Source organism: Blastococcus atacamensis, from assembly GCF_002938425.1.
GTDB classification, from domain to species: domain Bacteria; phylum Actinomycetota; class Actinomycetes; order Mycobacteriales; family Geodermatophilaceae; genus Blastococcus; species Blastococcus atacamensis.
The window spans coordinates 1-25,549 of the sequence record NZ_POQU01000057.1 but is presented as its reverse complement, the minus strand read 5'-3'; the positions used below and the strand labels follow the sequence as shown (position 1 = coordinate 25,549).

20 protein-coding genes are annotated in these 25,549 nt (G+C 74.0%); 8 read left to right on the top strand and 12 right to left on the bottom strand.

The features are described from left to right. Positions 1-258 precede the first annotated feature (258 nt). The 4 genes from C5508_RS13550 to C5508_RS13535 all read left to right on the top strand — a co-directional run bounded on the left by C5508_RS13550 (position 259) and on the right by C5508_RS13535 (position 4,563). The gene (locus tag C5508_RS13550) at positions 259-1,887 is read left to right on the top strand and encodes an acyl-CoA carboxylase subunit beta (RefSeq protein WP_104525476.1); all 1,629 of its coding nucleotides are present in this window, start codon (positions 259-261) and stop codon (positions 1,885-1,887) included. Continuing rightward, the gene (locus C5508_RS13545; protein WP_104525475.1) at positions 1,887-2,111 is read left to right on the top strand and encodes an acyl-CoA carboxylase subunit epsilon; all 225 of its coding nucleotides are present in this window, start codon (positions 1,887-1,889) and stop codon (positions 2,109-2,111) included. Before C5508_RS13550 ends, C5508_RS13545 begins: the two co-directional genes overlap by 1 nt. Further along, complete coding sequence (locus tag C5508_RS13540; protein WP_104525474.1) at positions 2,108-2,716, top strand: Maf family protein; 609 nt, start codon at positions 2,108-2,110, stop codon at positions 2,714-2,716. Before C5508_RS13545 ends, C5508_RS13540 begins: the two co-directional genes overlap by 4 nt. Positions 2,717-2,799: 83 nt before the next feature. After that, positions 2,800-4,563 (top strand): acetyl/propionyl/methylcrotonyl-CoA carboxylase subunit alpha, encoded by a 1,764-nt coding sequence (locus C5508_RS13535; RefSeq protein WP_104525473.1) that lies wholly within the window; start codon positions 2,800-2,802, stop codon positions 4,561-4,563. Between the two features lie 45 nt (positions 4,564-4,608). Here the strand turns inward: C5508_RS13535 and C5508_RS13530 are convergent, their stop codons facing one another. The 3 genes from C5508_RS13530 to C5508_RS13520 all read right to left on the bottom strand — a co-directional run bounded on the left by C5508_RS13530 (position 4,609) and on the right by C5508_RS13520 (position 10,611). Continuing rightward, the gene (locus tag C5508_RS13530) at positions 4,609-7,293 is read right to left on the bottom strand and encodes a reprolysin-like metallopeptidase (protein ID WP_104525472.1); all 2,685 of its coding nucleotides are present in this window, start codon (positions 7,291-7,293) and stop codon (positions 4,609-4,611) included. 94 nt (positions 7,294-7,387) lie between these two features. Beyond that, the gene (locus C5508_RS19980; RefSeq protein ID WP_198598075.1) at positions 7,388-9,073 is read right to left on the bottom strand and encodes a reprolysin-like metallopeptidase; all 1,686 of its coding nucleotides are present in this window, start codon (positions 9,071-9,073) and stop codon (positions 7,388-7,390) included. A 134-nt stretch (positions 9,074-9,207) separates the two neighbouring features. Further along, entirely contained in the window at positions 9,208-10,611 is a 1,404-nt protein-coding gene (locus C5508_RS13520; RefSeq protein ID WP_104525471.1) for an NAD(P)H-quinone dehydrogenase, read from the bottom strand. 115 nt (positions 10,612-10,726) lie between these two features. Between C5508_RS13520 and C5508_RS13515 the strand changes: the two genes are divergently transcribed. After that, positions 10,727-11,188, top strand: coding sequence for a gamma-glutamylcyclotransferase (locus tag C5508_RS13515; RefSeq protein ID WP_104525470.1), 462 nt, complete (start codon positions 10,727-10,729; stop codon positions 11,186-11,188). A 23-nt stretch (positions 11,189-11,211) separates the two neighbouring features. Here C5508_RS13515 and C5508_RS13510 read toward each other — a convergent pair whose 3' ends face one another. The 6 genes from C5508_RS13510 to C5508_RS13485 form a co-directional block, all read right to left on the bottom strand. Beyond that, positions 11,212-12,174 (bottom strand): hypothetical protein, encoded by a 963-nt coding sequence (locus C5508_RS13510; RefSeq protein ID WP_157944091.1) that lies wholly within the window; start codon positions 12,172-12,174, stop codon positions 11,212-11,214. A gap of 146 nt (positions 12,175-12,320) precedes the next feature. Continuing rightward, positions 12,321-13,313 carry a methylmalonyl Co-A mutase-associated GTPase MeaB gene (gene meaB / locus C5508_RS13505; protein ID WP_104525468.1) on the bottom strand — a complete coding sequence of 331 codons (993 nt, stop codon included), beginning with the start codon at positions 13,311-13,313 and terminating at the stop codon, positions 12,321-12,323. After that, positions 13,313-15,535 (bottom strand): methylmalonyl-CoA mutase, encoded by a 2,223-nt coding sequence (scpA, locus tag C5508_RS13500; protein WP_104525467.1) that lies wholly within the window; start codon positions 15,533-15,535, stop codon positions 13,313-13,315. The genes meaB and scpA overlap by 1 nt, the downstream gene beginning before the upstream one ends. Further along, positions 15,532-17,460, bottom strand: a complete 1,929-nt coding sequence (locus C5508_RS13495; RefSeq protein ID WP_104525466.1) for a methylmalonyl-CoA mutase family protein — start codon at positions 17,458-17,460, stop codon at positions 15,532-15,534. Before C5508_RS13495 ends, scpA begins: the two co-directional genes overlap by 4 nt. Then, complete coding sequence (locus C5508_RS13490; protein WP_104525465.1) at positions 17,414-18,751, bottom strand: amidohydrolase; 1,338 nt, start codon at positions 18,749-18,751, stop codon at positions 17,414-17,416. The genes C5508_RS13495 and C5508_RS13490 overlap by 47 nt, the downstream gene beginning before the upstream one ends. Next, positions 18,748-19,914 carry a glutamate--cysteine ligase gene (locus C5508_RS13485; RefSeq protein ID WP_104525464.1) on the bottom strand — a complete coding sequence of 389 codons (1,167 nt, stop codon included), beginning with the start codon at positions 19,912-19,914 and terminating at the stop codon, positions 18,748-18,750. The genes C5508_RS13490 and C5508_RS13485 overlap by 4 nt, the downstream gene beginning before the upstream one ends. 138 nt (positions 19,915-20,052) lie before the next feature. Between C5508_RS13485 and C5508_RS13480 the strand changes: the two genes are divergently transcribed. The 3 genes from C5508_RS13480 to C5508_RS13470 are packed head-to-tail and all read left to right on the top strand — an operon-like array spanning position 20,053 to position 23,360. After that, positions 20,053-20,862 (top strand): purine-nucleoside phosphorylase, encoded by an 810-nt coding sequence (locus C5508_RS13480; protein WP_198598074.1) that lies wholly within the window; start codon positions 20,053-20,055, stop codon positions 20,860-20,862. Between the two features lie 51 nt (positions 20,863-20,913). Next, positions 20,914-21,732, top strand: a complete 819-nt coding sequence (locus C5508_RS13475; protein ID WP_104525463.1) for an NAD-dependent epimerase/dehydratase family protein — start codon at positions 20,914-20,916, stop codon at positions 21,730-21,732. Next, positions 21,729-23,360, top strand: coding sequence for a phospho-sugar mutase (locus C5508_RS13470; protein ID WP_104525462.1), 1,632 nt, complete (start codon positions 21,729-21,731; stop codon positions 23,358-23,360). Before C5508_RS13475 ends, C5508_RS13470 begins: the two co-directional genes overlap by 4 nt. A 15-nt stretch (positions 23,361-23,375) precedes the next feature. Here C5508_RS13470 and C5508_RS13465 read toward each other — a convergent pair whose 3' ends face one another. The 3 genes from C5508_RS13465 to C5508_RS13455 form a co-directional block, all read right to left on the bottom strand. Then, a complete protein-coding gene (locus tag C5508_RS13465) occupies positions 23,376-24,266 on the bottom strand; it encodes a Gfo/Idh/MocA family protein (RefSeq protein ID WP_104525461.1) in 891 nt (296 codons plus the stop codon). 2 nt (positions 24,267-24,268) lie between these two features. After that, complete coding sequence (gene upp / locus C5508_RS13460; RefSeq protein ID WP_104525477.1) at positions 24,269-24,892, bottom strand: uracil phosphoribosyltransferase; 624 nt, start codon at positions 24,890-24,892, stop codon at positions 24,269-24,271. A gap of 100 nt (positions 24,893-24,992) precedes the next feature. Continuing rightward, on the bottom strand, positions 24,993-25,549 hold a 557-nt coding region (locus C5508_RS13455; protein WP_157944090.1), incomplete at its 5' end, for an HNH endonuclease signature motif containing protein.

The following is a 25,549-nucleotide window of genomic DNA, read 5'->3' as shown; positions in this document are numbered from 1 at the left end:
GGCCCGGGGCTCGGGGCGGGTGGCCCGGAGCCCGTCGGGCGAGGGCTCCCTGTCATAGTGCACGCCTTCCGGGCAGGGCGACAGCCGACGCCGGTGACCGCCGTCACCACCCGAACGGCGGACGCCGGGACGCCGGCAGGAAGCCGATCGGGCGCTCGCCTACGCTACGGATCCCGTGGCCCGGCTCGCCAGGTCATGCCCGAGCACAGGAGCGCCGCCCCGGCGGCCGACCAGCGCCAGCGAGGAGATCGAGCAAGCGTGAGTGCCGCCGAACTGGAGAGCGCCGGGGAGCACATCCCCGACGACGTCGACATCCACACGACCGCCGGGAAGCTCGCCGACTTCGAGCGACGCGTCCAGGAGGCCCAGCACGCGGGGTCCGAGCGCGCGGTGGAGAAGCAGCACGCCGCGGGGAAGATGACCGCCCGCGAGCGGATCGAGGCGCTGCTGGACCCCGGGTCGTTCACCGAGTTCGACGAGTTCGCCCGGCACCGGTCCACGAACTTCGGGATGGCCGACAAGCGCCCGTTCGGCGACGGCGTCGTCACCGGCTACGGCACGGTCGACGGCCGGCCGGTGGCCATCTTCAGCCAGGACGTGACCGTCTTCGGCGGCAGCCTCGGTGAGGTCTACGGCGAGAAGATCGTCAAGGTCCAGGACTTCGCCATCACGAACGGCTGCCCGGTCATCGGCATCAACGAGGGCGGTGGCGCCCGCATCCAGGAGGGCGTGGTCTCCCTCGGCCTGTACGGCGAGATCTTCCAGCGCAACGTGCACGCCTCCGGCGTCATCCCGCAGATCTCGCTGGTCATGGGCCCGGCCGCCGGTGGGCACGTCTACTCCCCCGCGCTGACCGACTTCATCGTCATGGTCGACAAGACCAGCCAGATGTTCATCACCGGCCCCGACGTCGTGAAGACCGTGACCGGCGAGGACGTCTCCCTCGAGGAGCTCGGCGGCGCCCGGACGCACAACACCAAGTCCGGCGTGGCGCACTACCTCGCCGAGGACGAGGCCGACGCCCTGGACTACGTCAAGGCGCTGCTGTCCTACCTGCCGAGCAACAACCTCGACCCGCTGCCGGCCGTCGAGATGGCACCGGTCGACGTGGTGCTGCCCGCCGCGCTGACCGACTTCGACCTCGAGCTGGACACCTTCATCCCGGACTCGGCGAACACGCCCTACGACATGCACACCGTCATCGAGCACGTCCTCGACGACGGGGAGTTCCTCGAGGTGCAGCCGCTCTTCGCGCCGAACATCCTCATCGGCTTCGGCCGGGTCGAGGGCCGCCCGGTCGGGGTCGTGGCCAACCAGCCCACCCAGTTCGCTGGCACGCTGGACATCGACGCCAGCGAGAAGGCCTCACGGTTCGTGCGCACCTGCGACGCCTTCAACATCCCGGTGCTCACCTTCGTCGACGTCCCGGGCTTCCTGCCGGGCACGTCGCAGGAGTGGGACGGCATCATCCGCCGCGGCGCGAAACTGATCTACGCCTACGCCGAGGCCACCGTCCCGCTGATCACGGTGATCACCCGCAAGGCCTACGGGGGCGCCTACGACGTCATGGGCTCCAAGCACCTCGGGGCCGACGTCAACCTGGCGTGGCCGACCGCGCAGATCGCCGTCGTCGGCGCCCAGGGCGCGGTCGGGATCCTCTACCGCAAGGAGCTCGCCGCCGCCGAGGACCCCGAGTCCCGTCGCGCGGAGCTCATCGCGGAGTACGAGGACACCCTCGCCAACCCCTACATCGCGGCCGACCGGGGATACGTGGACGCGGTGATCCCCCCGTCGCACACCCGAGTGCAGGTGACCAAGGCGCTGCGCGTACTGGCCAACAAGCGCCAGACCCTACCGCCGAAGAAGCACGGGAACATCCCCCTCTGATGACCGAGACGACGACGGAGCCCCGTCCCCTGCTGCGGGTCGTCAAGGGCGACCCGACGGCCGAGGAGCTGGCCGCGCTCACCGTGGTGGTGGCGGCGCTCTCCCAGCGCCGCACCCGCCGGCGGCCCACCCCGATCGGTGCGTGGGCGTCCTACGGCGACACGCATCGCCGCCCCCAGCAGGCCGGTCCCGGCGGCTGGCGTGCCGCCGGGAGGTTCGCGTGACCGAGGACCGCCGGCTGGTGCTGGCCTCGGCATCCCCCGCCCGCCTGACGCTGCTGCGCCAGGCCGGGCTCTCTCCCGAGGTCGTCGTCAGCGGCGTCGACGAGTCCGGCTACACCGCTCCCCGCGTCGCCGAGCAGGTCGCCCTGCTGGCCGCGGCCAAGGCCGCCGACGTCGCCAAGCGGGAGACCGACGCGCTGGTGATCGGCGCGGACTCGCTGCTGGAGTTCGGCGGCAAGCCACAGGGCAAGCCGGCCGACGCCGCCGAGGCCCGTGACCGCTGGCGCCGGATGGCCGGCCGGTCGGGTGTGCTGCACACCGGTCAGGCGCTGTTCGACGTGCGCGACGGCGCAGTGGTCAGCCGCGACATCGCGGTGGCCTCCACCGTCGTCTACTTCGCCGACCCCACGCCGCCGGAGGTGGAGGCCTACCTCGCCACCGGCGAGCCGCTGGCCGTGGCCGGGGCCTTCACCCTCGACGGGCTGGGCGCACCGTTCGTCCGCCGCGTCGAGGGCGACCCGGCGGCCGTCGTCGGCCTGTCCCTCACCGTGCTGCGCACGCAATTGGGCAAGCGCGGGCTGACCATCACCGACCTCTGGCGCCGCTGACCACCGCGACGCCCCCGTTCCACCCCGCCCGGCGCGGGCACCGTCCACAGTTCGACCGGCCCACCAGAAGAGGGAGAGCACCGGTGCAGAAGGTCCTCATCGCCAACCGTGGCGAGATCGCGGTCCGCGTGGCCCGCGCGTGCAAGGACGCGGGTCTCACCAGCGTCGCGGTCTACGCCGAGCCCGACCGCGACGCACTGCACGTGCGCGTCGCCGACGAGGCCTTCGCGCTCGGCGGCACCACCCCGGGTGACTCCTACCTGGTCATCGACAAGATCATCGACGCCGCCGAGCAGTCCGGCGCCGACGCGATCCACCCCGGCTACGGCTTCCTCTCGGAGAACGCCGACTTCGCCCAGGCCGTTCTCGATGCCGGGCTCACCTGGATCGGCCCCTCGCCCGACGCGATCATCTCGCTCGGCGACAAGGTGAAGGCGCGGCACATCGCCACCAAGGCCGGCGCCCCGCTGGTCCCCGGCACCAAGGACCCCGTCGGCGGCGCCGACGAGGTCGTGGCCTTCGCCGAGGAGCACGGCCTCCCGGTCGCCATCAAGGCGGCGTTCGGCGGTGGCGGCCGCGGGCTCAAGGTGGCCCGCACCATGGAGGAGATCCCCGAGCTGTTCGACTCCGCCGTCCGCGAGGCCGTCTCCGCCTTCGGCCGCGGCGAGTGCTTCGTCGAGCGCTTCCTGGACAAGCCCCGGCACGTCGAGGCACAGGTCATCGCCGACCAGCACGGCAACGTCGTCGTCGTCGGCACCCGCGACTGCTCCCTGCAGCGCCGGAACCAGAAACTGGTCGAGGAGGCCCCCGCGCCGTTCCTCACCGACGAGCAGCGCGAGCGGATCCACTCGTCGGCCAAGGCGATCTGCGCCGAGGCCGGCTACTACGGCGCCGGCACCGTCGAGTACCTCGTCGGTGCCGACGGGTCGATCTCCTTCCTCGAGGTCAACACCCGGCTGCAGGTCGAGCACCCGGTCTCCGAGGAGACCAGCGGCCTGGACCTGGTCCGCCAGCAGTTCCGCATCGCCGAGGGTCTCCCCCTGGAGATCACCGAGGACCCGACCCCGCGCGGGCACAGCATCGAGTTCCGCATCAACGCCGAGGACGCCGGCCGCAACTTCATGCCGGCCCCGGGGCCGGTCGAGCGGCTGGAGATCCCGCAGGGCCCCGGCGTGCGCTGGGACTCCGGCGTGGAGACCGGCGGCGAGGTGGCCGGCGCGTTCGACTCGATGCTGGCGAAGCTGATCGTCACCGGAGCCACCCGCGAGGAGGCCCTGCAGCGGGCCCGCCGGGCGCTGGACGAGCTGGTCGTCGAGGGCATGCCCACGGTCATCCCGTTCCACCGCGCCGTCGTCCGCGACGAGGCATTCACCAGCGAGCCGTTCACGGTCCACACCCGCTGGATCGAGACCGAGTGGGACAACCAGGTCCAGCCCTACGACGCCGCCCCGTCCGACCGGGACGAGGACGCCCCCCGGCAGACCGTCGTGGTCGAGGTCGGCGGTCGCCGGCTCGAGGTCTCACTGCCGGCCGGGCTGGCCGCGGGCGGAGGCGGCGGCGCTGCGGCGGGCGCGGCCGCGAAGCCGCGCAAGCGCGGCAGCGGTGGTGGCAGCTCGGCGGCCTCCGGCGACTCCCTCACCTCGCCGATGCAGGGCACGATCGTCAAGGTCGCGGTCGAGGACGGCGCCACCGTGGCGGCGGGCGACCTCGTCGTGGTCCTCGAGGCCATGAAGATGGAGCAGCCCATCACCGCGCACAAGGGGGGCACGATCTCGGGCCTGTCGGCCGAGGTCGGTGCAGCCGTCACCAGCGGTGCGGTCATCTGCACCATCGCCGACGCGGAGTGAGCGCGGTCTGCGTCCGGGTCCTCGGGCCCGGACGCAGACCACGTCCTAGCGGCGCTCGACAGCGCCGTCGGACCGCTCGACCAGCGACCCCCGCTGGAACCGGGTCTCGGTGCCGCTGCCGTCGGCCAGCGGGGTGGCCTCGACCGTGGGGAAGCCGAGTTCCCCACCCTGCGCGCCCAGCCGGCGCCACGCCGTGAGGACGGCTCCGCGGACCACGGTCGCGGCGCTGCCCGGTGACCAGTAGATGGACCCGCCGGTCAGGTCCACGAAGGCACCGCCGCCGGTGTTGGTGGCGCCGTCGTGCCGGACCGGGAAGCCCAGCGCCGCCGGTCCCCCGGCCGCCTCGTACTTCGCCCGCAGCGCACCGCGAACGCCCTTGGCACCGGTCGAGGCCGACCAGTAGATGCCACCCCCGGCGAAGTCGGTCTTGTAACCCCCCGGCACCGCCATGTCGTCACCGGTCGGATAACCCATCGGCCCCGCCTGCGCGCCCAGCTGACGCCACATGTCCAGGATCGCCCCGCGCACCACGTGCGCACCCGTCGCCGGCGACCAGGTGATCCATCCGCCCTGCAGCCGCACCAGCGCACCCGTGCCGTCGGCGGTCGCCCCGTCGTGCGCCACCGGGAAACCGAGCGCCGCCGGCCCTCCGGCCGCCTCGTACTTCGCCCGCAGCGCACCGCGAACGCCCTTGGCACCGGTCGAGGCCGACCAGTAGATGCCACCCCCGGCGAAGTCGGTCTTGTAACCCCCCGGCACCGCCATGTCGTCACCGGTCGGATAACCCATCGGCCCCGCCTGCGCGCCCAGCTGACGCCACATGTCCAGGATCGCCCCGCGCACCACGTGCGCACCCGTCGCCGGCGACCAGGTGATCCATCCGCCCTGCAGCCGCACCAGCGCACCCGTGCCGTCGGCGGTCGCCCCGTCGTGCGCCACCGGGAAACCGAGCGCCGCCGGCCCTCCGGCCGCCTCGTACTTCGCCCGCAGCGCACCGCGAACGCCCTTGGCACCGGTCGACGCCGACCAGTAGATGCCACCCCCGGCGAAGGCGGCCTTCAGCCCACCGGGCACTGCGGTCTCCGATCCGGTGGGATAGCCCATCGGCCCGTTCTCCGTGCCCAGGCTCCGCCACATGTCCCGGATCACCCCCCGGACCACATGGGCTCCTGTGGCGGGCGTCCAGTAGATGGAACCGGACGCGAAGTGCTGCCGGCAGCCGCCGTCGCGGAGACCGCAGGCCTCCGGCGACACCGGCGGACCCAGCGGCCCGGTGTTCCCACCGGATGCCTGGTGCCGCGCCGCGATGGCGCCCCCGGAGGAGAGCGGGCGGTCCGAGACGGCGACGCTCACGGTGGCGCCGTTCGCGCCGTCGGCACTGCGCAGGGTCAGCACGAACATCCCGCCGGCCACCGGGACCGGGACGCCCACCCGCAGAGCGGTCTGCAGGTCGTCGTCCCAGACGGCGCGGGAGGACGGCGTCGGGTCGTGGAGCAGTGAGGTGTCCGACCCGGTCCCGGCTCGCCGCAGCACCAGGCCGGACTCCAGTCCCACCCGGTTGGCGGTCGTTCCCAGCCAGGCGTCCCGGTTCAGCGGTGCCCGGTACTCCAACCAGTAGGTCTCCCCCGAGCCGGCGTCGAGCTGGAGGCCACGGAGCTGTCCGGTCGAGGAGACCGGTGCGAGGGTCACGTCCTGTGCTGGGCTGGTGGTGGCCAGCCGCGCCCAGTCACGGCCCTCCTGCCACGCGGGCGAGGGGCCCAGCAGCTGGAGCTGCGGGGTGTTCAGCGCGCCCACCTGCTCCCAGGAGACGCCCATGACGTCGTACCAGTCGTAGTACGGCCGGGTGCGGCAGGAGCCCTGGTCGTCGCACTGGTACTCCGAGGAGTGCCCGAGGCCCAGGTTGTGGCCGAGCTCGTGGGCCATGACCGACAGCCGGATCCCGCGCACGTAGGAGTAACCGCCCGCGGTGCCACCTTGGCCCACCTGGGCGAGCCCGTAGGAGCAGCCCGAGAGGTTCCCCGGGGTGCTGGAGACGTAGAGCATCAGGTGCTTCCCCGGGCCGGGGGTCCAGCCGATCCGGCCGGCCACCTCATCCCACAGGGCGTAGGGCGTCGAGCAGGCCGCCGTGGTGTCGATCCAGTCGTGCGAGGCGGCGACACCGATCTGGACGGCGTTCCCGGTCTGCTCGGACCAGAAGGTGCGGACCGGGCCGTCGACCATGGCGACGACGTCGGCGAGCCGGGCACCGTCCCGCACGCCGCCACTGGGGTTCACCATCGCCACGGTGATCTGGTTCGTCGTGCCCGGAGGCGCGGCCGCCGCGACGGGTGGCGGCGCCAGGACCGCGGCGTCCAGCACCTCGACGGCGGACTCCAGACCCGGTGCCGCGGCCGGCTCGTCGTCGACCTCGTCGCCGACCGTGACCTCGACGGTGGACCCCACCTCGATGTCGGAGACGTCCTCGGTCGGCACGCGGACGGTCTCGCCGTCCTCCGCCCGCACCCAGCTCAGCGGGCCCTCGTCGCCGTGCTCCACCGCGTCGGCGGGGTCCTCGTGCTCGGGCCAGGCCTGCACGAGCTCGCCGACGACGGTGTCGCCGGGCGCGGTGCTCGCGGCCGGGGCGCGCTCCTCGGCGCGCACCGGGGCCGGGACGAACAGCACCGGGACCACCACGGCGGCCGTGGTGGCGAGGACGAGCGTGCGCAGGGACCAGCGCCGGGTGCGGGACACGAACGACTCCAGACGAGAGGGGACCACCCAACCCATCGGCGGGCCCGGCACCGGAAGCAACCACACCGGCGCTTTTCCGCCGAGGTGCATGCGATCAGCGGAGGCGGACCGGACGGCGCCGGAGACGCTGCACCAGGAACAGGACGGCGCCGGCCAGGACCGTGAGCGCCGCCGGCACGACGAGGCCGCCGAAGGAGCCGGAGTTGTTGGCGACGGGCTCGAGGGACACCGCGTCCCGGGCGGGCGGCGAAGCGGCCAGGAACGGCGGCCCGAGCGCGGGCTGCTGGGGCACTCCGGCCGTCTCGGGGACGGCTACCGAGCCGGGGGTGCCGGCCACGACCACGCCCGGGACCGGCGCGGCCGGGCGGGCCGGGGCGGGAACGCTGCCGGCCCCGGCCGCGGGGACGACCTGGACGACGGCGCCCTGGCCGGTCACCGACTGCACGGACACGGTGAAGTCCCCGCCGGCCAGCGCGACGGGAGAGCCCACCGGCACGGCGGACTGCAGGTCGGCGTCCCAGCCCGAGGCCGCGGCGGGCGTGCCGTCCAGCAGCAGCGAGGTGTCGGGGAAGGTGCCCGTGCGGTGCAGCAGCACGCCGGCGTCGAGCCGGTAGACGTTGTCGCGGCCGCCCAGCCAGGCGTCCTGCCCCGTGGCCCCGCGGTAGGACAGCCAGTAGTCGGTGCCGTCGGCGCCGGCCAGGCGCAGCGCCCGGAGCCCGGTGCCGCCCAGCGGACCGAGGGTCACGGTGGCAGCCGCCTCACCGGTGCGTACGGTGCGCTGCGCGTCGGGGGCGAGCACGCCGAGGGTCGCGGCCTGCGGGGCGTTCAGCGAGCCCAGCTGCGACCACGAGGCGCCCATGACGTCGTAGTAGTCGCGGTAGCCGCTGGTGCGGCAGGAGCCGCCCTCGACCGCGCCGTCGCACTGCTCGGCGGAGGAGTGCCCGAGGCCGAAGTTGTGGCCCAGCTCGTGCGCGATGACCGAGGTGAGGTTCTCCCGCACGTACAGCCGGCCGCCGGACATGATGCCGGCGCCGACCTGCGCGAGGGCGTACGAGCAGCCGGCCTGGCGGGCGGTCTCGCTGCTGAGCCGCAGGAGGAGGTGCTGGCCGGGCCCGGCCTGGAAGCCGACCTCCGCCGCGACCTCGTCCCACAGCGCCTCGGGATTCGCACAGCCGGCGGTGGTGCGCACCCAGTCGTGCGCGGCGGTGACGCCCAGGGACAGGGTGCCGCCGGTCTGCTGCGACCAGAAGCCGGCGACCGGGCCGTCCACGGTGGCGACGACGTCCGAGAGGCGCGTGCTGTCGGGCGAGGTCCCGGCGGGCGCGACCTGCACCACCGTGACCTGGTTGGTCAGCCCGGAGCGGGCGGCGGCGACGGGCGGTGCCGGCGGCTGCTCCTGCTGCGTCACGTCACTGCGGAGGACCGGCAGGGCCGGCTCGGTGCCGTGGCCGTCGTCCTGGGCGGTGCCGACGGTGAGCTGGACGGTGGAGCCGGTCGGGACAGCGGCGATCTGCTGGCCCTCCACGGGCACGGTGCCGTCGGCGGTCGCGACCCAGCTGATCCGGCCGTCGGAGTCGCCGTCGTGCGGGTGCGCGCCGGGTTCGCCCTCGGCCACGGCGTGGACGAGCTCGCCGGCGACCGTGGTCGTGGCCTCGGCGGCCGCGGTGCCCGGGACGGCGACGGCGCCGAGAACCGCGGCGGTCAGCGTCGCGGGGACGACGAGCGAACGCAGCAGGGCATGGCAGCCGCGGGGACGACGGAGGTCGTGGTCAGCAGACATCGACCTGTCCATCGGCGGTCGCGCGCCCGGTCGGCACCGGATCGGCGATGTTGAGCCGAACCTGCTGCACTCGGGTCACACCCGTCGCTGCGACCTCAGCCGCCCCCTGCCGGCCCCTCCGCAGGGGTCCTCGTTCAGGCGAGGTCGTCGGCGCCCATCAGCCGTCGGCCGGCCTCGGTGATCGAGCCCGACAGCGACGGGTAGATCGCGAACGTCTGCGCCAGGTCGGCGACCGTGAGCCCCTTGGTGACGGCGAGCGCGATCGGCAGCACCAGCTCCGACGCCCCCGGCGAGACGACGACACCGCCGACGATGACACCGGTCGAGCGGCGGGCGAACAGCTTCACGAACCCGGCGCGCAGGTCGCTCATCTTGGCGCGGGCGTTGGTGGCCAGCGGCAGCCGCACCACCTCCACGTCGGCGTCGTCGGCCAGCGACTTCTCCTGCACGCCGACGGTGGCGATCTCCGGGTGGGTGAAGACGTTCGCGGCCACCGTCTTGAGCTTGATCGGAGCTACGGCCTCGCCGAGGGCGTGCCACATGGCGATCCGGCCCTGCATCGCGGCGACGGAGGCCAGCTGGAAGACGCCGGTGACGTCGCCGGCCGCGTAGATGCCCGGCACGGAGGTGCGGGAGACGCGGTCGACCACGACGTGCCCGGACTCGGTGACCTGGATGCCGTGGGACTCGAGGTTCAGGCCGGCGGTGTTCGGCACGGTGCCGACGGTCATCAGGGCGTGCGAGCCCTCGACGGTGCGCCCGCCGGTCAGCTCGACGACGACACCCTTCTCGGTGCGCCGCACGCCGGCGGCCCGGCCGCGCTCCAGGCGGCCGCCGCGCGACTGGAAGACCTCTTCCAGCACCTCCGCGGCGTCGGAGTCCTCGCCCGGGAGCACCCGGTCGCGGGAGGAGACGAGGGTGACCGGCACGCCGGCCTCGAGGTAGCCGGAGGCGAACTCGGCGCCGGTGACGCCGGAGCCGACGACCACGAGGTGCTCGGGCATCTGGTCGAGGTCGTAGACGTCGCGCCAGTCGAGGATCCGCTCGTGGTCGGGCTCGGCGCCCGGGAGCACGCGCGGATCGGCGCCGGTGGCGATGAGGACGACGTCGCCCTCGATCTCGTCGACGACCGCGCCGGTCTCGTCCAGGATCTCGACCTCGTGCGTGGCGAGCCCGGGGACGTCGTCGGCGAGACGGGCCTGGCCGCGGACGATGCGCACGCCCTCGCCCTCGAGGCGGGCGTGGATGTCGGCGGACTGCGCCAGCGACAGGTTCTTGACCCGCTGGTTGGCGGCGGTGAGGTCGAGGGTCGCCGTGCCGAACTCGGCCCCGTGCACGCCGAGGACGGCGGAGTCGCGCACCGAGGTCATCGCGCCGGCCGCGGCGATGAGCGCCTTGGAGGGGACGCAGTCGGTGAGCACGCTGGCCCCACCGATGCCGTCGCGCTCGATGACGGTGACCTGGGCGCCGAGCTGCGCGGCGACCAGGGCGGCCTCGTAACCGGCCGGTCCACCACCGATGATGACGATGCGGGTCATGGGTCCATCTTTCGTCGCCGAGCCGTGTGTCGGGGCCCATTGTCCCCGGTGCGGGCGACGTTGGGTGCGACCGCCCTGCCCCGGCACGCCCCCGCGCTGGTTAGTCTCGCCTCCCATGGCCCTCTACGCCGCCTACGGGTCGAACATGGACCCAGCCCAGATGCTGCGCCGGTGCCCGTCCTCGCCGCACACCGGGACCGGCTGGATCCACGGCTGGCGGCTGACGTTCGGCGGCGAGGAGCTGGGCTGGGAGGGCGCGCTGGCCACCCTCGTCCCGGCCGAGGACGGCGCCGACGACGACGCGGTGTTCGCGGCGCTCTACGACCTCACCGAGGCCGACGAGCGGGCGCTGGACGCGTGGGAGGGTGCCGACTCGGGCCTCTACCGGCGGGTGCACCTGCGGGTGCACACGCTGTCCGGCGACGTCGTCGCCTACGCCTACGTGCTGGACGCGTTCGAGGGCGGGCTCCCCTCGGCGCGCCACCTCGGCGCGATCGCCGACGGCGCCGAGGCCGCCGGCGCACCCGACGACTACCTGCGCGAGCTGCGCGCCCGCCCCTGCCGCTCGGCGTTCTGACTGCCTCTCCCCCCTTCGCGTGATCATGAACTCCGGGAAGCGACACCCCGGGCGGCCGGCGCGTGTCGCTTCCCGCGCTTCATGATCACCGCGGAAGGGGGCAGTCCGAGGGCCCGCGCCGCACGTGCAACCATCGCCTCCGCTCGCCGGTAGACGTCGACCGCCGTGACGTGCAGGAGAACCCAGCGGTGCTCGGTGATCCAGTTGTGCCGGTCGCGGTCACGGGCCAGCTGCTCGCGGGTCATATGCGCCTCCAGTCCGTCGAACTCGGCGCCGACGCGGTCCTCGCACCATCCGGTGTCGAGGTAGTGGGTGCGACCGGCATCGCTCAGCGGCACCTGGACGGAAGGTGCCGGAAGTCCCGCGTCGATGAAGCGCCAGCGCATCCGCGACTCCATCGGTGACTCAGCGCCCGGCTCCGCGTGTGGCACCAAATCACGCAGCCGCACGACCTGCCGGAGCCCGCGCATCGCCTCGGCGGCGGCAGCCAGCTCGCCCCGCGTGCAGGTTCCCGACCGGAGGGCCGCGTCCAGGGTCGCCAGCCCGTCGATCGGTGCGGTGTTCCGGACGACGTCGCACGCCGTCCGGGCCGGCGGTGTGCACCACGTGCCGTCGACGAGCACGGCGTCGTCGCACCCCAGGTTCGACGGGTGCACCTGGATGCCCGGCAGTCGGCGGTTCACCAGGGCCGGGGGGCCGAGAAAGTGCAACGTCTCCGAAGCGAGCACGTCGAATCCCCACACGGCGGCCGCGGTCGAGTGGCAGGCCACCAGGTCCGCACCGACGGCCAGGGAGGCCGCCCTCAGATGGAGCGCGGGCGAGTCCGGCAGTTCGGCGTCGACCAGGACGCCCCGCCAGCGACTTCGCCGCCATCGACCGGCGCGCACCTGAGCCCTCACCGCGGTGTCACCGAAGTGCGCGAGCGCCTGGGCGGTCGTGAAGACCCCGTGCTGGGCGCTGACCATCCGGTAGAACGCGAAGTCCATGCGGGCAGCGTCGGCACCAGCCAGCACCGCCGACAGCGCCGTCGTGGATCTGTGGAGTGCGCCCGATGATGTGGATCCCGCGTGATCATGAAGTGCGGGAAGCGAAACCCGGGCAGCCGCCGCGTGTCGCATCCCGGACTTCATGATCACGGCGGGGCGGCCAGGAACGTCGCCAGGATCTGCTGCGCGGCAAGGGCGGGGGTGAGCTCGCCGGCGAGGACGGCCTTCTCCAGGTCCGGCACGGCCGCGCGCACACCCGGGTGGGCCCGGAGCTGGTGCTCGAGCGAGTCGCGGACGAGCTGCCAGGTCCACCGCACCTGCTGGCTGCGCCGGCGCTCGTCGAAGGCGCCGGAGGCCTTGGCCCGCTCCTGGTGCTCGACCAGCTTGGCCCACACCTCGTCGAGCCCCTCGCCGGTGAGCCCGGCGCAGGTCAGCACCGGCACGTCCCACGGCTCGCCGCGCCCGCGCAGCATCCGGATCGCCGAGGAGAGCTCCCGGGCGGCCTTGCGCGCGTCGGCGGCGGCCGGCCCGTCGGCCTTGTTGACGGCGATGACGTCGGCGATCTCGAGGATGCCGCGCTTGATGCCCTGGAGCTGGTCGCCGGTGCGGGCGATGGTCAGGAACAGGAACGAGTCGACCATCTCCGCGACGGTGATCTCCGACTGCCCGACGCCCACGGTCTCGACCAGGACGACGTCGTACCCGGCGGCCTCGACGACCACCATCGACTCCCGGGTGGCCTGGGCGACCCCGCCGAGGGTCCCCGACGTCGGCGAGGGCCGGATGAAGGCGTTCTCGTCCACCGCCAGCCGCGCCATGCGGGTCTTGTCCCCGAGGATCGAGCCGCCCGACCGGGCCGACGACGGGTCGACGGCGAGGACCGCCACCTTCGATCCCGCCGCGGTCAGGTCCACGCCGAGCTGATCGATGAAGGTCGACTTGCCCACGCCGGGGACGCCGCTGATGCCGATCCGGCGCGCTCCCCCGGCGTGCGGCAGCAGCTCGACCAGAAGCTCCTGCGCCCGCTCGCGGTGGTCGGCCCGCCGCGACTCGACCAGCGTGATGGCTCGGGCCATCACCCGGCGGTTCCCGGCGAGCACCCCCTCGACGAGCGCCGGGACGTCGACGTCCCGCGCCATCAGTGACCCAGACGCTGCGCCAGCGTCCGCAGCAGCTCCTGGGCCGCCTCGGCGATGACGGTGCCGGGCGGGAAGACCGCCGCCGCACCCATCTCCTTGAGCGTCGGGACGTCGTCGGGCGGGATGACCCCGCCGACCACGATGAGCACGTCCTCGGCACCGAGCTCGGCCAGCGCGTCCTTGAGCGCCGGCACCAGCGTCAGGTGGCCGGCGGCCAGCGACGAGACGCCGACGACGTGCACGTCGGCCTCCACCGCCTGCCGGGCGACCTCCTCCGGCGTCTGGAAGAGCGGGCCGACGTCGACGTCGAAGCCCAGGTCGGCGAAGGCGGTGGCGATGACCTTCTGCCCGCGGTCGTGCCCGTCCTGGCCCATCTTGGCCACCAGGATGCGCGGCCGGCGGCCCTCGCCCTCGGCGAACTCCTCGGCCTGGCGGCGCGTCTCCTCCATGGGACCGGGCATTCCATGCCCTCCAGAATTGACCTCGTCGCGGTAGACCCCGGAGATGGTGCGGACCTGGCCGGCGTGCCGGCCGTAGACCGCCTCCAGCGCGTCGGAGATCTCCCCGACCGTGGCCTTGGCCCGCGCGGCGTCGACGGCGAGCTTCAGCAGGTTGGCGTCGAGGTCGTTGCCCCGGAGACCCTCGGCGGCCGAGCGGGCGGCGTCGGTGAGCCGGCCCAGCGCCTGCTCGACGGCCTGCCCGTCGCGCTCGGCGCGCAGCTGCTCGAGCTTGGCCTTCTGCTGCGCGAGCACGTCCTTGTTGTCGACCCTGAGGACCTCGATGGCCTCGTCGGCGTCGACGCGGTACTTGTTCACGCCGATGACCGGCTGGCGGCCGGAGTCGATGCGCGCCTGGGTGCGGGCCGCCGCCTCCTCGATGCGCAGCTTCGGGATGCCGTCGTCGATGGCCTGCGCCATTCCGCCGTGCTCGGCGACCTCCTGGATGTGCGCCCAGGCGCGGCGGGCCAGGTCGTAGGTGAGCTTCTCGACGTAGGCCGAGCCGCCCCACGGGTCGACGACGCGGGTGGTGCCGGACTCCTGCTGCAGCAGCAGCTGGGTGTTGCGGGCGATGCGGGCGGAGAAGTCGGTGGGCAGCGCGAGCGCCTCGTCGAGGGCGTTGGTGTGCAGCGACTGGGTGTGCCCCTGCGTGGCGGCCATGGCCTCCAGGCAGGTGCGGACGACGTTGTTGTAGACGTCCTGCGCGGTCAGCGACCAGCCCGAGGTCTGCGAGTGGGTGCGCAGCGACAGCGACTTCGGGTTCTGCGCGCCCGCCTCCTTCACGAGCTTGGCCCACAGCAGCCGACCCGCCCGGAGCTTCGCGACCTCCATGAAGAAGTTCATGCCGATGGCCCAGAAGAACGACAGGCGGGGCGCGAAAGCGTCCACGTCCATGCCCGCGGCCTGGCCGGCCTTCAGGTACTCGACGCCGTCGGCGAGGGTGTAGGCCAGCTCCAGGTCGGCCGTCGCGCCGGCCTCCTGGATGTGGTAGCCGGAGATCGAGATGGAGTTGAACTTCGGCATCTCCTTCGCGGTGAAGGAGAAGATGTCGCTGATGATCTGCATCGAGGGCTTGGGCGGGTAGATGTAGGTGTTGCGCACCATGAACTCTTTGAGGATGTCGTTCTGGATGGTGCCGGTCAGCTGACCGGGGCTCACGCCCTGCTCCTCGGCGGCGACGATGTAGAGCGCGAGCACCGGGAGCACCGCGCCGTTCATGGTCATCGACACCGACATCTTGTCCAGCGGGATGCCGTCGAAGAGCTGCCGCATGTCCAGGATCGAGTCGATCGCGACCCCGGCCATGCCGACGTCGCCGACCACGCGCGGGTGGTCGGAGTCGTAGCCGCGGTGGGTGGGCAGGTCGAAGGCGATCGACAGGCCCTTCTGCCCGGCGGCGAGGTTGCGCCGGTAGAACGCGTTGGACTCCGCCGCGGTGGAGAAGCCCGCGTACTGGCGCACGGTCCACGGCTGGGTCGTGTACATCGTCGGGTAGGGCCCGCGCAGGAACGGTGGGAGCCCGGGCAGCGTCTCCAGGAAGTCCAGGCCCTCGAGGTGCTCGTGCGTGTAGAGCGGCGGGACGGAGATGCCTTCGGGGGTCTCCCAGGCCGCCTCCGCCACGCTCCGCCCGGTCGCCTCCTCGAACGCCTTGGCCCAGTCGTCGGCCGAGCCACCCTGGGACGGGGAGCCCAGCTCCACGGAACCGAAGTCGGGGATCGCGCTCATGCCTGGACCTCCAGCTGCTCGTGCACCGTGCGCAGGGCCGCGAGCGCGTCGCAGCCGGCGAAGACGTACCCGTCGACACCCTCGACGGCCAGATCGGGCTTGCCGGCCAGCCACACCTGGGTGGCACCGGCCGCCCTGAGCTCCTTCGCCAGGGCCGCGGCGGACCCGGCGTAGTCCTTGTCGGTGCCGCAGATGCAGGCGACCGCCGTCCGTGCCTCCGCGAGGCCGGAGACCCCGTCACCGGACGGCGTCGCGAGCCCGCCGGCCTGGAACAGGTTGCTGGCGAAAGTGGCGCGGGCGGTGTGCTTCGCGATCGGGCCGATGGTGGCCAGGTACACCGCCGGGCGGGGAGCCGCGGCGTCGGCGGCGTCGCGCAGCGCCTCGTACTCCTGCGCGGCCCGCACGCGCGGCAGCCCGCCGGTGGGGTGCAGGTCGGCCGCGGGCTGCCGCTCGGGCAGCTTCTCGGCGAGGGAGGGGAACTCGCTGACGCCGGTGATCGCCTCGGCGCGGGTGGCCAGCCGCTTCGCGCGGGAGTCCCACGCCTGCGCGATCCGGTCGCGGACCAGACCCGAGGCCAGGGCCGCCGACAGCCCGCCGGCGCGCTCGATCTCGGTGAACCAGTCCCACGCGGCCCCGGCCAGGGAGTCGGTGAGCGACTCGACGTACCAGGAGCCGCCGGCCGGGTCGAGCACGCGACCGAGGTGCCCCTCCTCGACCAGCAGGTTCTGGGTGTTGCGCGCGATCCGACGGGAGAAGGAGTCGGGCAGGCCGAGTGCGGCGTCGAACGGCTGGACGGTCACCGCGTCGGCACCACCCACGCCCGCGGCGAAGCAGGCGACGGTGGTGCGCAGCATGTTGACCCACGGGTCGCGCTTCGTCGTCATCACCGAGGAGGTGACGGCGTGCTGGCGCTGGGCGCGGACCTCGGCGGAGGCGCCGGCGACCTCGCCCACCCGGTCCCACAGCCGGCGGGCGGCGCGCAGCGCGGCGATGGTCGTGAACTGGTCAGCGGTGGCCGACCAGCGGAACTCCAGCGCGGCGGCGGCCTCGTCGACCGACAGCCCCGCGTCGGTGAGCGCCCGCAGGTAGGCGACCCCCGCGGCGAGCGAGCAGCCGAGCTCCTCGACCACGGAGGCTCCGGCGTCGGCGTAGATCGTGCCGTCGACGACGACGGTGCGCAGACCGGGATGTGCGGCGGCGCGACGGGCGACGTCGGCCAGGCCGGAGAGGTCCTGCCGCTCCCCCGACGCAGCTTCCACACCGAGCGGGTCCAGGCCGAGCGAGCCGCCGGGCGCGAGATCTGCGCGGCCGTCGACCAGCGCGAGGAACGCCTCCGCGGCCGTGGACCCACCGGAGACGCTCACCGGCGCCAGGTCGAGGTAGACGTCGGAGAGCACGTCGCCGAGCGCGTCGACCGGGATCGCCCCCTCGCCGAGCACCAGCCACAGCGAGGTGACGCCGTTCTCCAGGTCGGCCGCGATGGCCTCCTTGGTCACGGTGACGTCGGGGTGGGCGTGTCGCTGGCGGACGTCCCAGCCGCCTGCCGCGCCGCCCTCGGCGCCACCGGCCGCGGTGACCTCGGCCGACCCGGCCGGACCACCGGCGGGGCGGCCGCCGCGCACGAACGGCGGCAGTCCGGGCACGCCGACGCCCGTCGGCAGATCGCCGGCGTCCTCGGCGGTGTAGAGCGGCGCCACGCTCACGCCCGTGGCCACCGGTCGTCGCAGGGCGTCCTCGACGACGTCGGGGAGGTCCTCGCGGCCGGCCTTGCGCAGCACACCGGCGACCAGCTCCCGCCACTGGTCGCGCGTGACCGCGTCGAACTCGCCGGCGAGCGCCAGGTCCTCGGGGACCGCGTGCTCGGCCGGCACCTCGGCGTCAGCCGCCGCTGGGGCCTGACCGCTCGTCTGGTCGGACGTGCTCATCCTCAGGTTCCCGCCTCTCGTCGACGGCTCGTCGGGCAGAAGTGTCTCCGGGGGCCGGGCGCCGCGTGCGAGGGGGTGCCGGTGAGCCGGTCGGAGCCGGTTCGGCGTCGGCCTCGAGCGCGAGCAGCGCCGTCCGCGCCAGCAGCCGGACGCCGACGCCGATGGCGCGCTCGTCGACGTCGAAGGTGCCCCGGTGCAGGTCCAGCGGCGCGCCGCCGCCGTGCGTTCCCAGCCGGGCCAGCGCGATGGGCATGAGGTCGGCGAACCAGCCGAAGTCCTCACCGCCCATGCTCTGCTGGGAGAGCACGACGTTGTCGGCGCCAATCGAGCCGATCGCGGCCGACCGCAGCAGGGCCACGCACCGCGGGTCGTTGACCACCGGCGGCACACCGCGGATGTAGTCGACGCCGACCTCGGCACCGGTGGCCGCCGCCACCCGCTCGACCAGCGAGGTCAGCAGCGCCTCGGCGTCCCTCCAGGCGTCGCGGTCGAGCACCCGGACGGTGCCGCGCAGGGTGCCGCGCTGCGGGATCGCGTTGGCGGCCACGCCGGCGTTCACCGCGCCCCAGACCAGGCTCATCCCCGAGCGGGGGTCGACCTGCCGGGACAGGAGGCCGGGCAGGTCGGTGATCAGCCGGCCGAGGGCGTCGACCAGGTCGACGGTCATCTGCGGCCGCGCGGTGTGCCCGCCCGGCCCGGTGAGGGTGACGTCCACCCGGTCGCAGGCCGCGGTGATCGGCCCGGTCCGCAGGCCCACCCGGCCCACGGGCACCGCCGGATCGCAGTGCAGCGCGAAGGCCCGGGAGGCGCCGTCGAGGACTCCGGAGGCGACCACCTCGGTGGCCCCGCCGGGCACCGTCTCCTCCGCCGGCTGGAAGACGAACCGCACGCGGCCGGGCAGGCCGTCCAGGCCGGCGAGCGCGAGCGCCACGCCCAGGACCACGGTGGTGTGGACGTCGTGGCCGCACGCGTGGCAGAGCCCGTCGCGGGTGGAGGCGTACGGCACGTCCTTGAGGTCGCTCAACGGCAGCGCGTCGATGTCGGCGCGCAGGACGACGGTGGGCCCCTCCCCGCTGCCGACCTCGCACACCAGCCCGGTCCCGGTGGGCAGCCGGCGCGGGTCGAGCCCGGCGTCGCGGAGGCGCTGCTCGAGGAAGGCCGTCGTCTCGAACTCGGCGAAGGCCAGCTCGGGGTGGGCGTGCAGGTGCCGGCGCACCGACACCAGTTCCTGGCGGTGCGCGCCGGCCCACTCGTCGACCTGCGCCGACAGCTTCTCGGCGACGGGCGTCATGCGGCGTGCCCGCCCGCGGCGGGGCTCGACGACGGCAGTCCGTCCCGGAGCTCGGCGAGCAGGCTGTCCACGACCGGCGCGAGCTGCCCGTCGTGCGCCCGCGCGACGGCGCGCTGGCGCTGATAGGAGGCGCCGACCTCGAGGATGCGCAGGACGTCGCGGAGCTCCGCCTCGCAGTCGAGCCGCTTCGCCGTCGGCATCAGCTCCTCGACCAGCGCCGTGATCGCCTCGCGCACCGGCTGCACCGTGCCGCGGTCGTCGACGACGATCTCGGCGTCCAGTCCGTAGCGGACCGCGCGCCACTTGTTCTCCCGCACGACCCACTCGGTCGGCGCGGGCAGGATGTAGCCGCGGTCGAGCTGGGTGTCGAACTGCTCGACCAGGCACTGGGTCAGCGCCGCGACCGCGCCGATCTCGTCGAGGGTGGGGAGGCCGTCGCAGACGCGCAGCTCGACGGTGCCGAAGTCCGGGTGCGGGCGGACGTCCCACCACACCTCGCGGACGCTCTCGATCGCCCCGGCCCGGATGAGGGTCTCCATGTACTCCTCGAACTCGGCCCAGTCGGCGAGCAGGTGCGGCAGCCCACCGGTCGGCATGGCCTCGAAGACCTTCGTGCGCGCCGAGGCCAGACCGGTGTCGCACCCGGACCAGAACGGGGAGGAGGCCGACAGCGCCAGGAAGTACGGGAGGTACTGGGTCAGCGCGTTGACGATCGGCATGACCTTCTCCGGCGAGCGGACGCCGACGTGCACGTGCACCCCGAAGATCTGCAACCGGCGGGCGGGCCACTGCATCCGCTCGACGAGCTGGTGGTAGCGCTCCTTCGGCGAGATCTCCTGCGAGTCCCACCGGGTGAAGGGGTGGCTGCCGGCGCACATGACCCCGCGGCCGTGCCGGTCCGCGGACGCCACGACCTCGGCCAGCGTGCCGGCGAGGTCGGCCTTGGCCTCCCGGACGGTGCTGCAGATCCCGGTGATGATCTCGACGGTCGACTGCAGCAGCTCGTGCTTGGCCTTGGGGTGCTCCTCGGCGCCCTCGGGCCGGAGCTCCTCGAGGATGTCGACGGCGCCGGAGGCGAGCTCGCGGCTCTCCCGGTCGACGAGCTGCAGCTCCCACTCCACACCGAGGCTGGCGCGCTCCGAGCTACGGAAGGGGATCTCCACAGGCGGAGCATAGGGACGATCACCGCTGCCCACCGCCCGAGGCAGGGGCCTGCGAGCACGATCACCCCGCCGGTGGACCGAACCCTGCGAGCAGGCCGCTCCAGCACCCTCCCTGGGCCGCTGCGCTAGCGTCCCCGCGTGAGCGAGCTCCCGGGCACCGACCCCACCACCCTGGCCGCATCGGCCGCCGAGGCCGTGACCGGCGCCCTCGGCGGACCGCACGACGTCGCCGTCGTCATGGGCTCCGGGTGGGCCCCCGCGGCGACCGCCTTCGGCGCCGTCGAGGGCTCCGTCGCCATCGGCGACCTGCCGGGGTTCGCCGCTCCCACGGCCGTCGGCCACGGCGGCGAGGTCCGTTCGGTCCGCGTCGGCGAGCGGAAGGTGCTGCTCTTCCTGGGCCGCACCCACTTCTACGAGGGCCGCGGCGTGGACCCCGTCGTCCACGGGGTGCGCACCGCCGCCGCGGCCGGCGTGACGACGGTCGTCCTCACCAACGCCGCCGGTGGGCTGGCCCCCGAACACCGGGTGGGCCAGGCCGTCGTCATCTCCGACCACCTGAACCTCACGGCCCGCTCGCCGCTCGTCGGCGCGAACTTCGTCGACCTCACCGACCTGTACTCGTCGCGCCTGCGCACGCTGGCCCGCGAGCTGGACCCCTCCCTGGTGGAGGGCGTCTACGCCCAGCTGCCCGGCCCGCACTACGAGACGCCGGCCGAGATCCGGATGCTGCGCACCATGGGCGCGGACCTCGTGGGCATGTCGACGGCGCTGGAGGCGATCGCCGCACGGGCGGCGGGCCTGGAGATCCTGGGCCTGTCGATGGTCACCAACGCGGCAGCCGGCATCACCGGCGAGAAGCTCGACCACGCGGAGGTGCTGGCCGCGGGCAAGGATGCGGCCGGGCGGCTGGGCGAGTTCCTGGTCGAGCTGATCGGCCGGTTGCCGTGAGCGGCTCCATGATCTGGCCGGCTCCGCCGTGCGGGAGCGAGCAGTGACACCGTGAGCCTCGTCCTGGTCACCGGCGCCGCGGGGCGGATCGGCACCGTCCTGCGCGGCGGGCTGCCCGAGCGCGGGTGGGCGCTGCGCTGCCTCGACGTCGTCCCGATCGCCGACGTGCGGCCGGGTGAGGAGCAGTTCGTCGCCGACGCCACCGACCTCGCCGCGATGACCGACGCCGCACAGGGCGCCTCGGCGATCGCGCACATGGCCGGGATCTCCGGTGAGTCGACCTGGCCCACGATCCGGAACGCCAACATCGACGGCACGTACTGCGCGCTGGAGGCCGCCCGGCAGGCCGGCGTCCCGCGTGTGGTGCTGGCCAGCAGCAACCACGCCAGCGGCTACACCGAGCGGCCCGACGGCGGCGGCCTGCTGCGCGAGGCCGACGCCCCGCCGCGGCCGGACACCTACTACGGCGTCTCGAAGGTCACGATGGAGGCGCTGGGCTCGCTGTACGCCGAGCGCTACGGCCTCGACGTCGTCTGCCTGCGGATCGGCAGCGCGTTTCCCGAGCCGACCACCACCCGGCAGCTGTCCACCTGGCTCTCCCCCGACGACACCGTCTCGCTCGTGCACGCGGCCCTCACCGCTCCGGCGCCGGGCTTCCGGGTGGTGTGGGGCGTCTCGGACAACACCCGCCGCTGGTGGGACCTCACCGCGGCCCGCGAGCTCGGCTACGAGCCGGCCGACGACGCCGAGGTGTACGCCGAGGCGCTGATCGAGGCGCACGGCGAGCCCGACCTGTCCGACCCGGTGCACCGCCGGGTCGGCGGGGAGTACACGACGGCCGACTTCGACGCGGAGAACTTCCCGGCATGACGCAGGACCTGCTCGACACCGCCCGCGCCTGGGCGCAGGCCGACCCGCACGCCGGCGACCGGACCGAGATCCTGACCTTGGTCGAGGCCGGGGACACCGAGGAGCTGGGCCGCCGGTTCTCCGGTCCGCTCACCTTCGGGACGGCGGGTCTGCGCGGCCCGCTGCGTGCGGGTCCGGCGGGGATGAACGCCGCCGTCGTCACGCGCGCGGCCGCCGGCCTGGGCGCCTGGCTGATCGCCTCCGGGCACGCGGGCGGCGGCGTGGTGATCGGCTTCGACGCCCGCCGCCGGTCCGACGAGTTCGCCCGGATCTCCGCCGAGGTGCTGGCCGCCGCCGGTTTCGCGGTGCAGGTGATGCCGCGGCCCCTGCCCACCCCGGTGCTGGCCTTCGCCGTCCGGCATCTCGGCGCCGTGGCCGGCGTGATGGTGACCGCCAGCCACAACCCGCCCGACGACAACGGCTACAAGGTCTACCTCGGGGACGGCGCCCAGTTGGTCCCGCCGGCGGATCGGGAGATCGAGACGGCGATCGGGGCGATGGGGCCGGCGCGCGAGATCCCCCGCTCCGACGACTGGAACACCCTGGGCGACGACATCGAGACCGCCTACGTCGACGGCGTCGTCCGCGCGGTCGACCCCTCCCGGGTGCCGGCCGAGGCACGCTCCGCGCTGACCGTGGCCTACACGGCGATGCACGGCGTGGGCGCCGGCACGACCCGGAAGGTGTTCGCCGCCGCGGGGTTGCGCGAGCCGGCGAGCGTGCCGGAGCAGGACGCCCCGGACCCGGCGTTCCCGACGGTGTCCTTCCCGAACCCGGAGGAGCCCGGCGCGGTCGACCTGCTGCTGTCGCTGGCCGAGCGGGTCGGGGCCGACGTCGCGATCGCCGAGGACCCCGACGCCGACCGCTGCTCGGTGGTGGCCGGAGGGCGGCAGCTGACCGGCGACGAGGTCGGCGCGCTCCTGGCCGACTGGCTGATCCGGCGCGGGGCGCGGGGCACGTACGCGTCGTCGCTGGTGAGCGGCTCGCTGATGCACGCGATCGCCGAGGCCGCCGGGGTGCCGTCGGAGGAGACGCCGACCGGCTTCAAGTGGATCATGCGGGCGGGCTCGGAGCAGGCGCCGCTGGTGTACGGCTACGAGGAGGCCCTGGGCTACTCGGTGGCGCCGTCGGTGGTGCGCGACAAGGACGGCATCTCCGCCGCGCTCGCCGTCGCGCTGCTCGCCGCGGAGCTCAAGGCCGAGGGGCGCACGGTGCTCGACCGGCTCGACGAGCTGGCCGACGAGCACGGGCTGTTCGTCACCGGGCAGCTGTCGGTCCGGGTGGAGGACCTCACGGTGATCTCGGACGCGATGGCGCGGGTGCGCTCGACCCCGCCGGCCGAGCTGCTCGGCCGGCCGGTGGAGTTCGCCGACCTGGCGCTGGCGACGCCGCCGATCGACGCGGTGCGCCTGCTGGGCGACGGCGTGCGGGTGATCGTGCGGCCGTCCGGGACCGAGCCGAAGCTCAAGGCCTACCTCGAGACGGTCGTGCCGGTGCACGACGACGCCGGGATGATCGCCGCCCGCGGGCGGGGCGCCGACGAGCTGGACCAGCTGCGCGCGGAGATGTCGGCGGCGCTCGGGCTCTAGGAGCAGCTCCAGGGCTCAGCGGGCCACGGGCTCCCGGCAGCCGGAGTCGAGCGCGCGGGCCGCCGTCGCCAGGACGGCGACGACGTCCCGGCCGAAGCCGACGTCGCAGGGGTGGATCCCGCCGGTCACGGCGGCCGCGCGCAGCTCGTCGACGGCGACCCGGAAGGCGGCCACCGGCTCGTCGACCTCGGGCAGCAGCACCAGCCGCCCGGCGTCGCCGTGCACGTAGAACTCGATGCCGGTCGACATCGGGGCCACCGTGTGCGACAGCGTGATCGTCGACGCGGTGCCCGACTCGTGGGTGAGCACCAGGTGCACGGTGTCGCGGAGACCGGCGCCGGCCTGCACGGCCACGACCGGCCCGAGCGCCGGCACGAGGACCGACAGCGCATGGGGACCGATGTCCCAGAGCGCGCCGTGCTCCTGCCGCCAGGGCGAGGCGGCGAAGGGGGTGCCGGCCAGCGACGACAGCCAGGAGCCCGAGCCCCCGGCCAGCCGGGTCCGCGCCGCCTGGGTCAGCCAGGTGGAGGTCGCCGTCTGGAACCGGAAGGTGAAGAAGACGACGGAGGCGACGCCGGCCGACCGCACGGCGTCGACCACGCGGTCGGCACCGGCGACGTCGAGCGCGATCGGCTTCTCCAGGAGCAGGTGCCGGCCCGCCTCGGCCGCGCGCACCGCGAGCGGCGCCTGCACGTCCGGCGGCAGGGCGATGGCGACGGCGTCGACGTCGGCCAGCAGCGTGTCGACGTCGCCGTAGCCGGGGACGTCGAACTCCGCGCCGAGCGCCTCGGCCTTCGCCGGGTCGCGGCCCCACACGCCCACCAGCTCGGCGGACGGGTGCTCGGACAGCGCCGTCGCATGCACCGCACGGGCCCAGTGACCCGTGCCGAGGACCCCGAAGCGCACGGTCAGACCGACCCGAACTGGCGGTCGCCGGCGTCGCCCAGGCCCGGGACGATGTAGGCCTTGTCGTTCAGGCCCTCCTCCAGGCTGGCGGTGAACACCCGCAGCGGCAGTCCACTCTCCTCCAGCCGCCGGATGCCCTCCGGAGCGGCGAGGGCGCAGAGCACGGTGATCGACGTGGTCCCGCGCGCGACCAGCAGGTCGCAGCAGTGCACGAGCGACCCACCGGTGGCCAGCATCGGGTCGAGCACGAAGACGTCGCGGCCGACCAGCGTCTCGGGCAGCGAGGCCATGTAGGCCTCCGGCTGGAAGGTCTCCTCGTTGCGCGCCAGCCCGACGAAGCCCATCTGGGACTCGGGGAGCATCCCGTGCGCGGTGTCGGCCATGCCGAGACCCGCGCGCAGCACCGGCACGATGAGCGGCGGCGCGGCCAGGCGGTAGCCGGTCGTGGCCGTCACCGGCGTGGTGATCGGCTCCTCCGCGACGGTCAGGTCGCGCGTGGCCTCGTAGACCAGCATCTGCGTGAGCTCGCGCAGGGCGGCGCGGAACATGGCGTTGTCCGTGCGCTCGTCCCGCATCCGGGAGAGGCGGGCACGGGCCAGCGGGTGGTCGACGACGGTCAGCTGCACGGGCGACACGGTATCGGCCCCACTCGCCGCCGTTCGCCGTCCGGCTGGAACACCGGCTCGGGAACTCGTCGGGACGCCGCGCGGAAGCGGGATGTCCCGCTCAGCCGGCGCGTGCGTCGGCCGTCTCCTGGGTGATGCGCTGGAGGACGAGGATCTCGGTTCCGTCGGGGCGGTAGGTGTGCCATCGGCCGTCGGCATCTCGTTCGATCCGGAACCCGTGGTGCACCTTGGTGTGGTGGCGCTCGCACAGCAGGGCCAGGTTGTGCAGTTCGGTGTCTCCACCATGGGCCCAGTGGACGAGGTGGTGCACGTCGCACCAGTGGCTGGGTGCGTCGCAGCCGGCGAAGACGCAGTGCCGGTCGGCGTGCTCGACGGCTCGCCGCAGGTGGGGTGGCACGACCCGGCGGGTGCGGCCGAGGTCCATCGGCTGGCCTTCGGGGCCGACGACGATGCGGGTGACGTTCCCGTCGCACGCCAGCCAGCGGGCCCGGGCCGCGGAGATGGCAGCGAAGCCGAGGTCGGCGACCGCGGGGCTGGTGTCGGAGCCGACCAGCTCCTCCAGCGGGATGGTGACCACGACGTGGGGCTTGAAGGTGCGCAACGTGGGCAGGTTGCCGGCGGCGAGCTGGACGTCGCACAGCTGGACGAGGGCGTCAG

What these genes read in the sequence shown, in the direction of transcription:
- C5508_RS13545 (WP_104525475.1), top strand. Translation starts at nt 1,887, where the DNA reads ATGACCGAGACGACGACGGAGCCCCGTCCCCTGCTGCGGGTCGTCAAG.
- C5508_RS19980 (WP_198598075.1), bottom strand. Translation starts at nt 9,073, where the DNA reads ATGTCTGCTGACCACGACCTCCGTCGTCCCCGCGGCTGCCATGCCCTG.
- C5508_RS13520 (WP_104525471.1), bottom strand. Translation starts at nt 10,611, where the DNA reads ATGACCCGCATCGTCATCATCGGTGGTGGACCGGCCGGTTACGAGGCC.
- C5508_RS13515 (WP_104525470.1), top strand. Translation starts at nt 10,727, where the DNA reads ATGGCCCTCTACGCCGCCTACGGGTCGAACATGGACCCAGCCCAGATG.
- C5508_RS13510 (WP_157944091.1), bottom strand. Translation starts at nt 12,174, where the DNA reads ATGGACTTCGCGTTCTACCGGATGGTCAGCGCCCAGCACGGGGTCTTC.
- meaB (WP_104525468.1), bottom strand. Translation starts at nt 13,313, where the DNA reads ATGGCGCGGGACGTCGACGTCCCGGCGCTCGTCGAGGGGGTGCTCGCC.
- scpA (WP_104525467.1), bottom strand. Translation starts at nt 15,535, where the DNA reads ATGAGCGCGATCCCCGACTTCGGTTCCGTGGAGCTGGGCTCCCCGTCC.
- C5508_RS13495 (WP_104525466.1), bottom strand. Translation starts at nt 17,460, where the DNA reads ATGAGCACGTCCGACCAGACGAGCGGTCAGGCCCCAGCGGCGGCTGAC.
- C5508_RS13490 (WP_104525465.1), bottom strand. Translation starts at nt 18,751, where the DNA reads ATGACGCCCGTCGCCGAGAAGCTGTCGGCGCAGGTCGACGAGTGGGCC.
- C5508_RS13470 (WP_104525462.1), top strand. Translation starts at nt 21,729, where the DNA reads ATGACGCAGGACCTGCTCGACACCGCCCGCGCCTGGGCGCAGGCCGAC.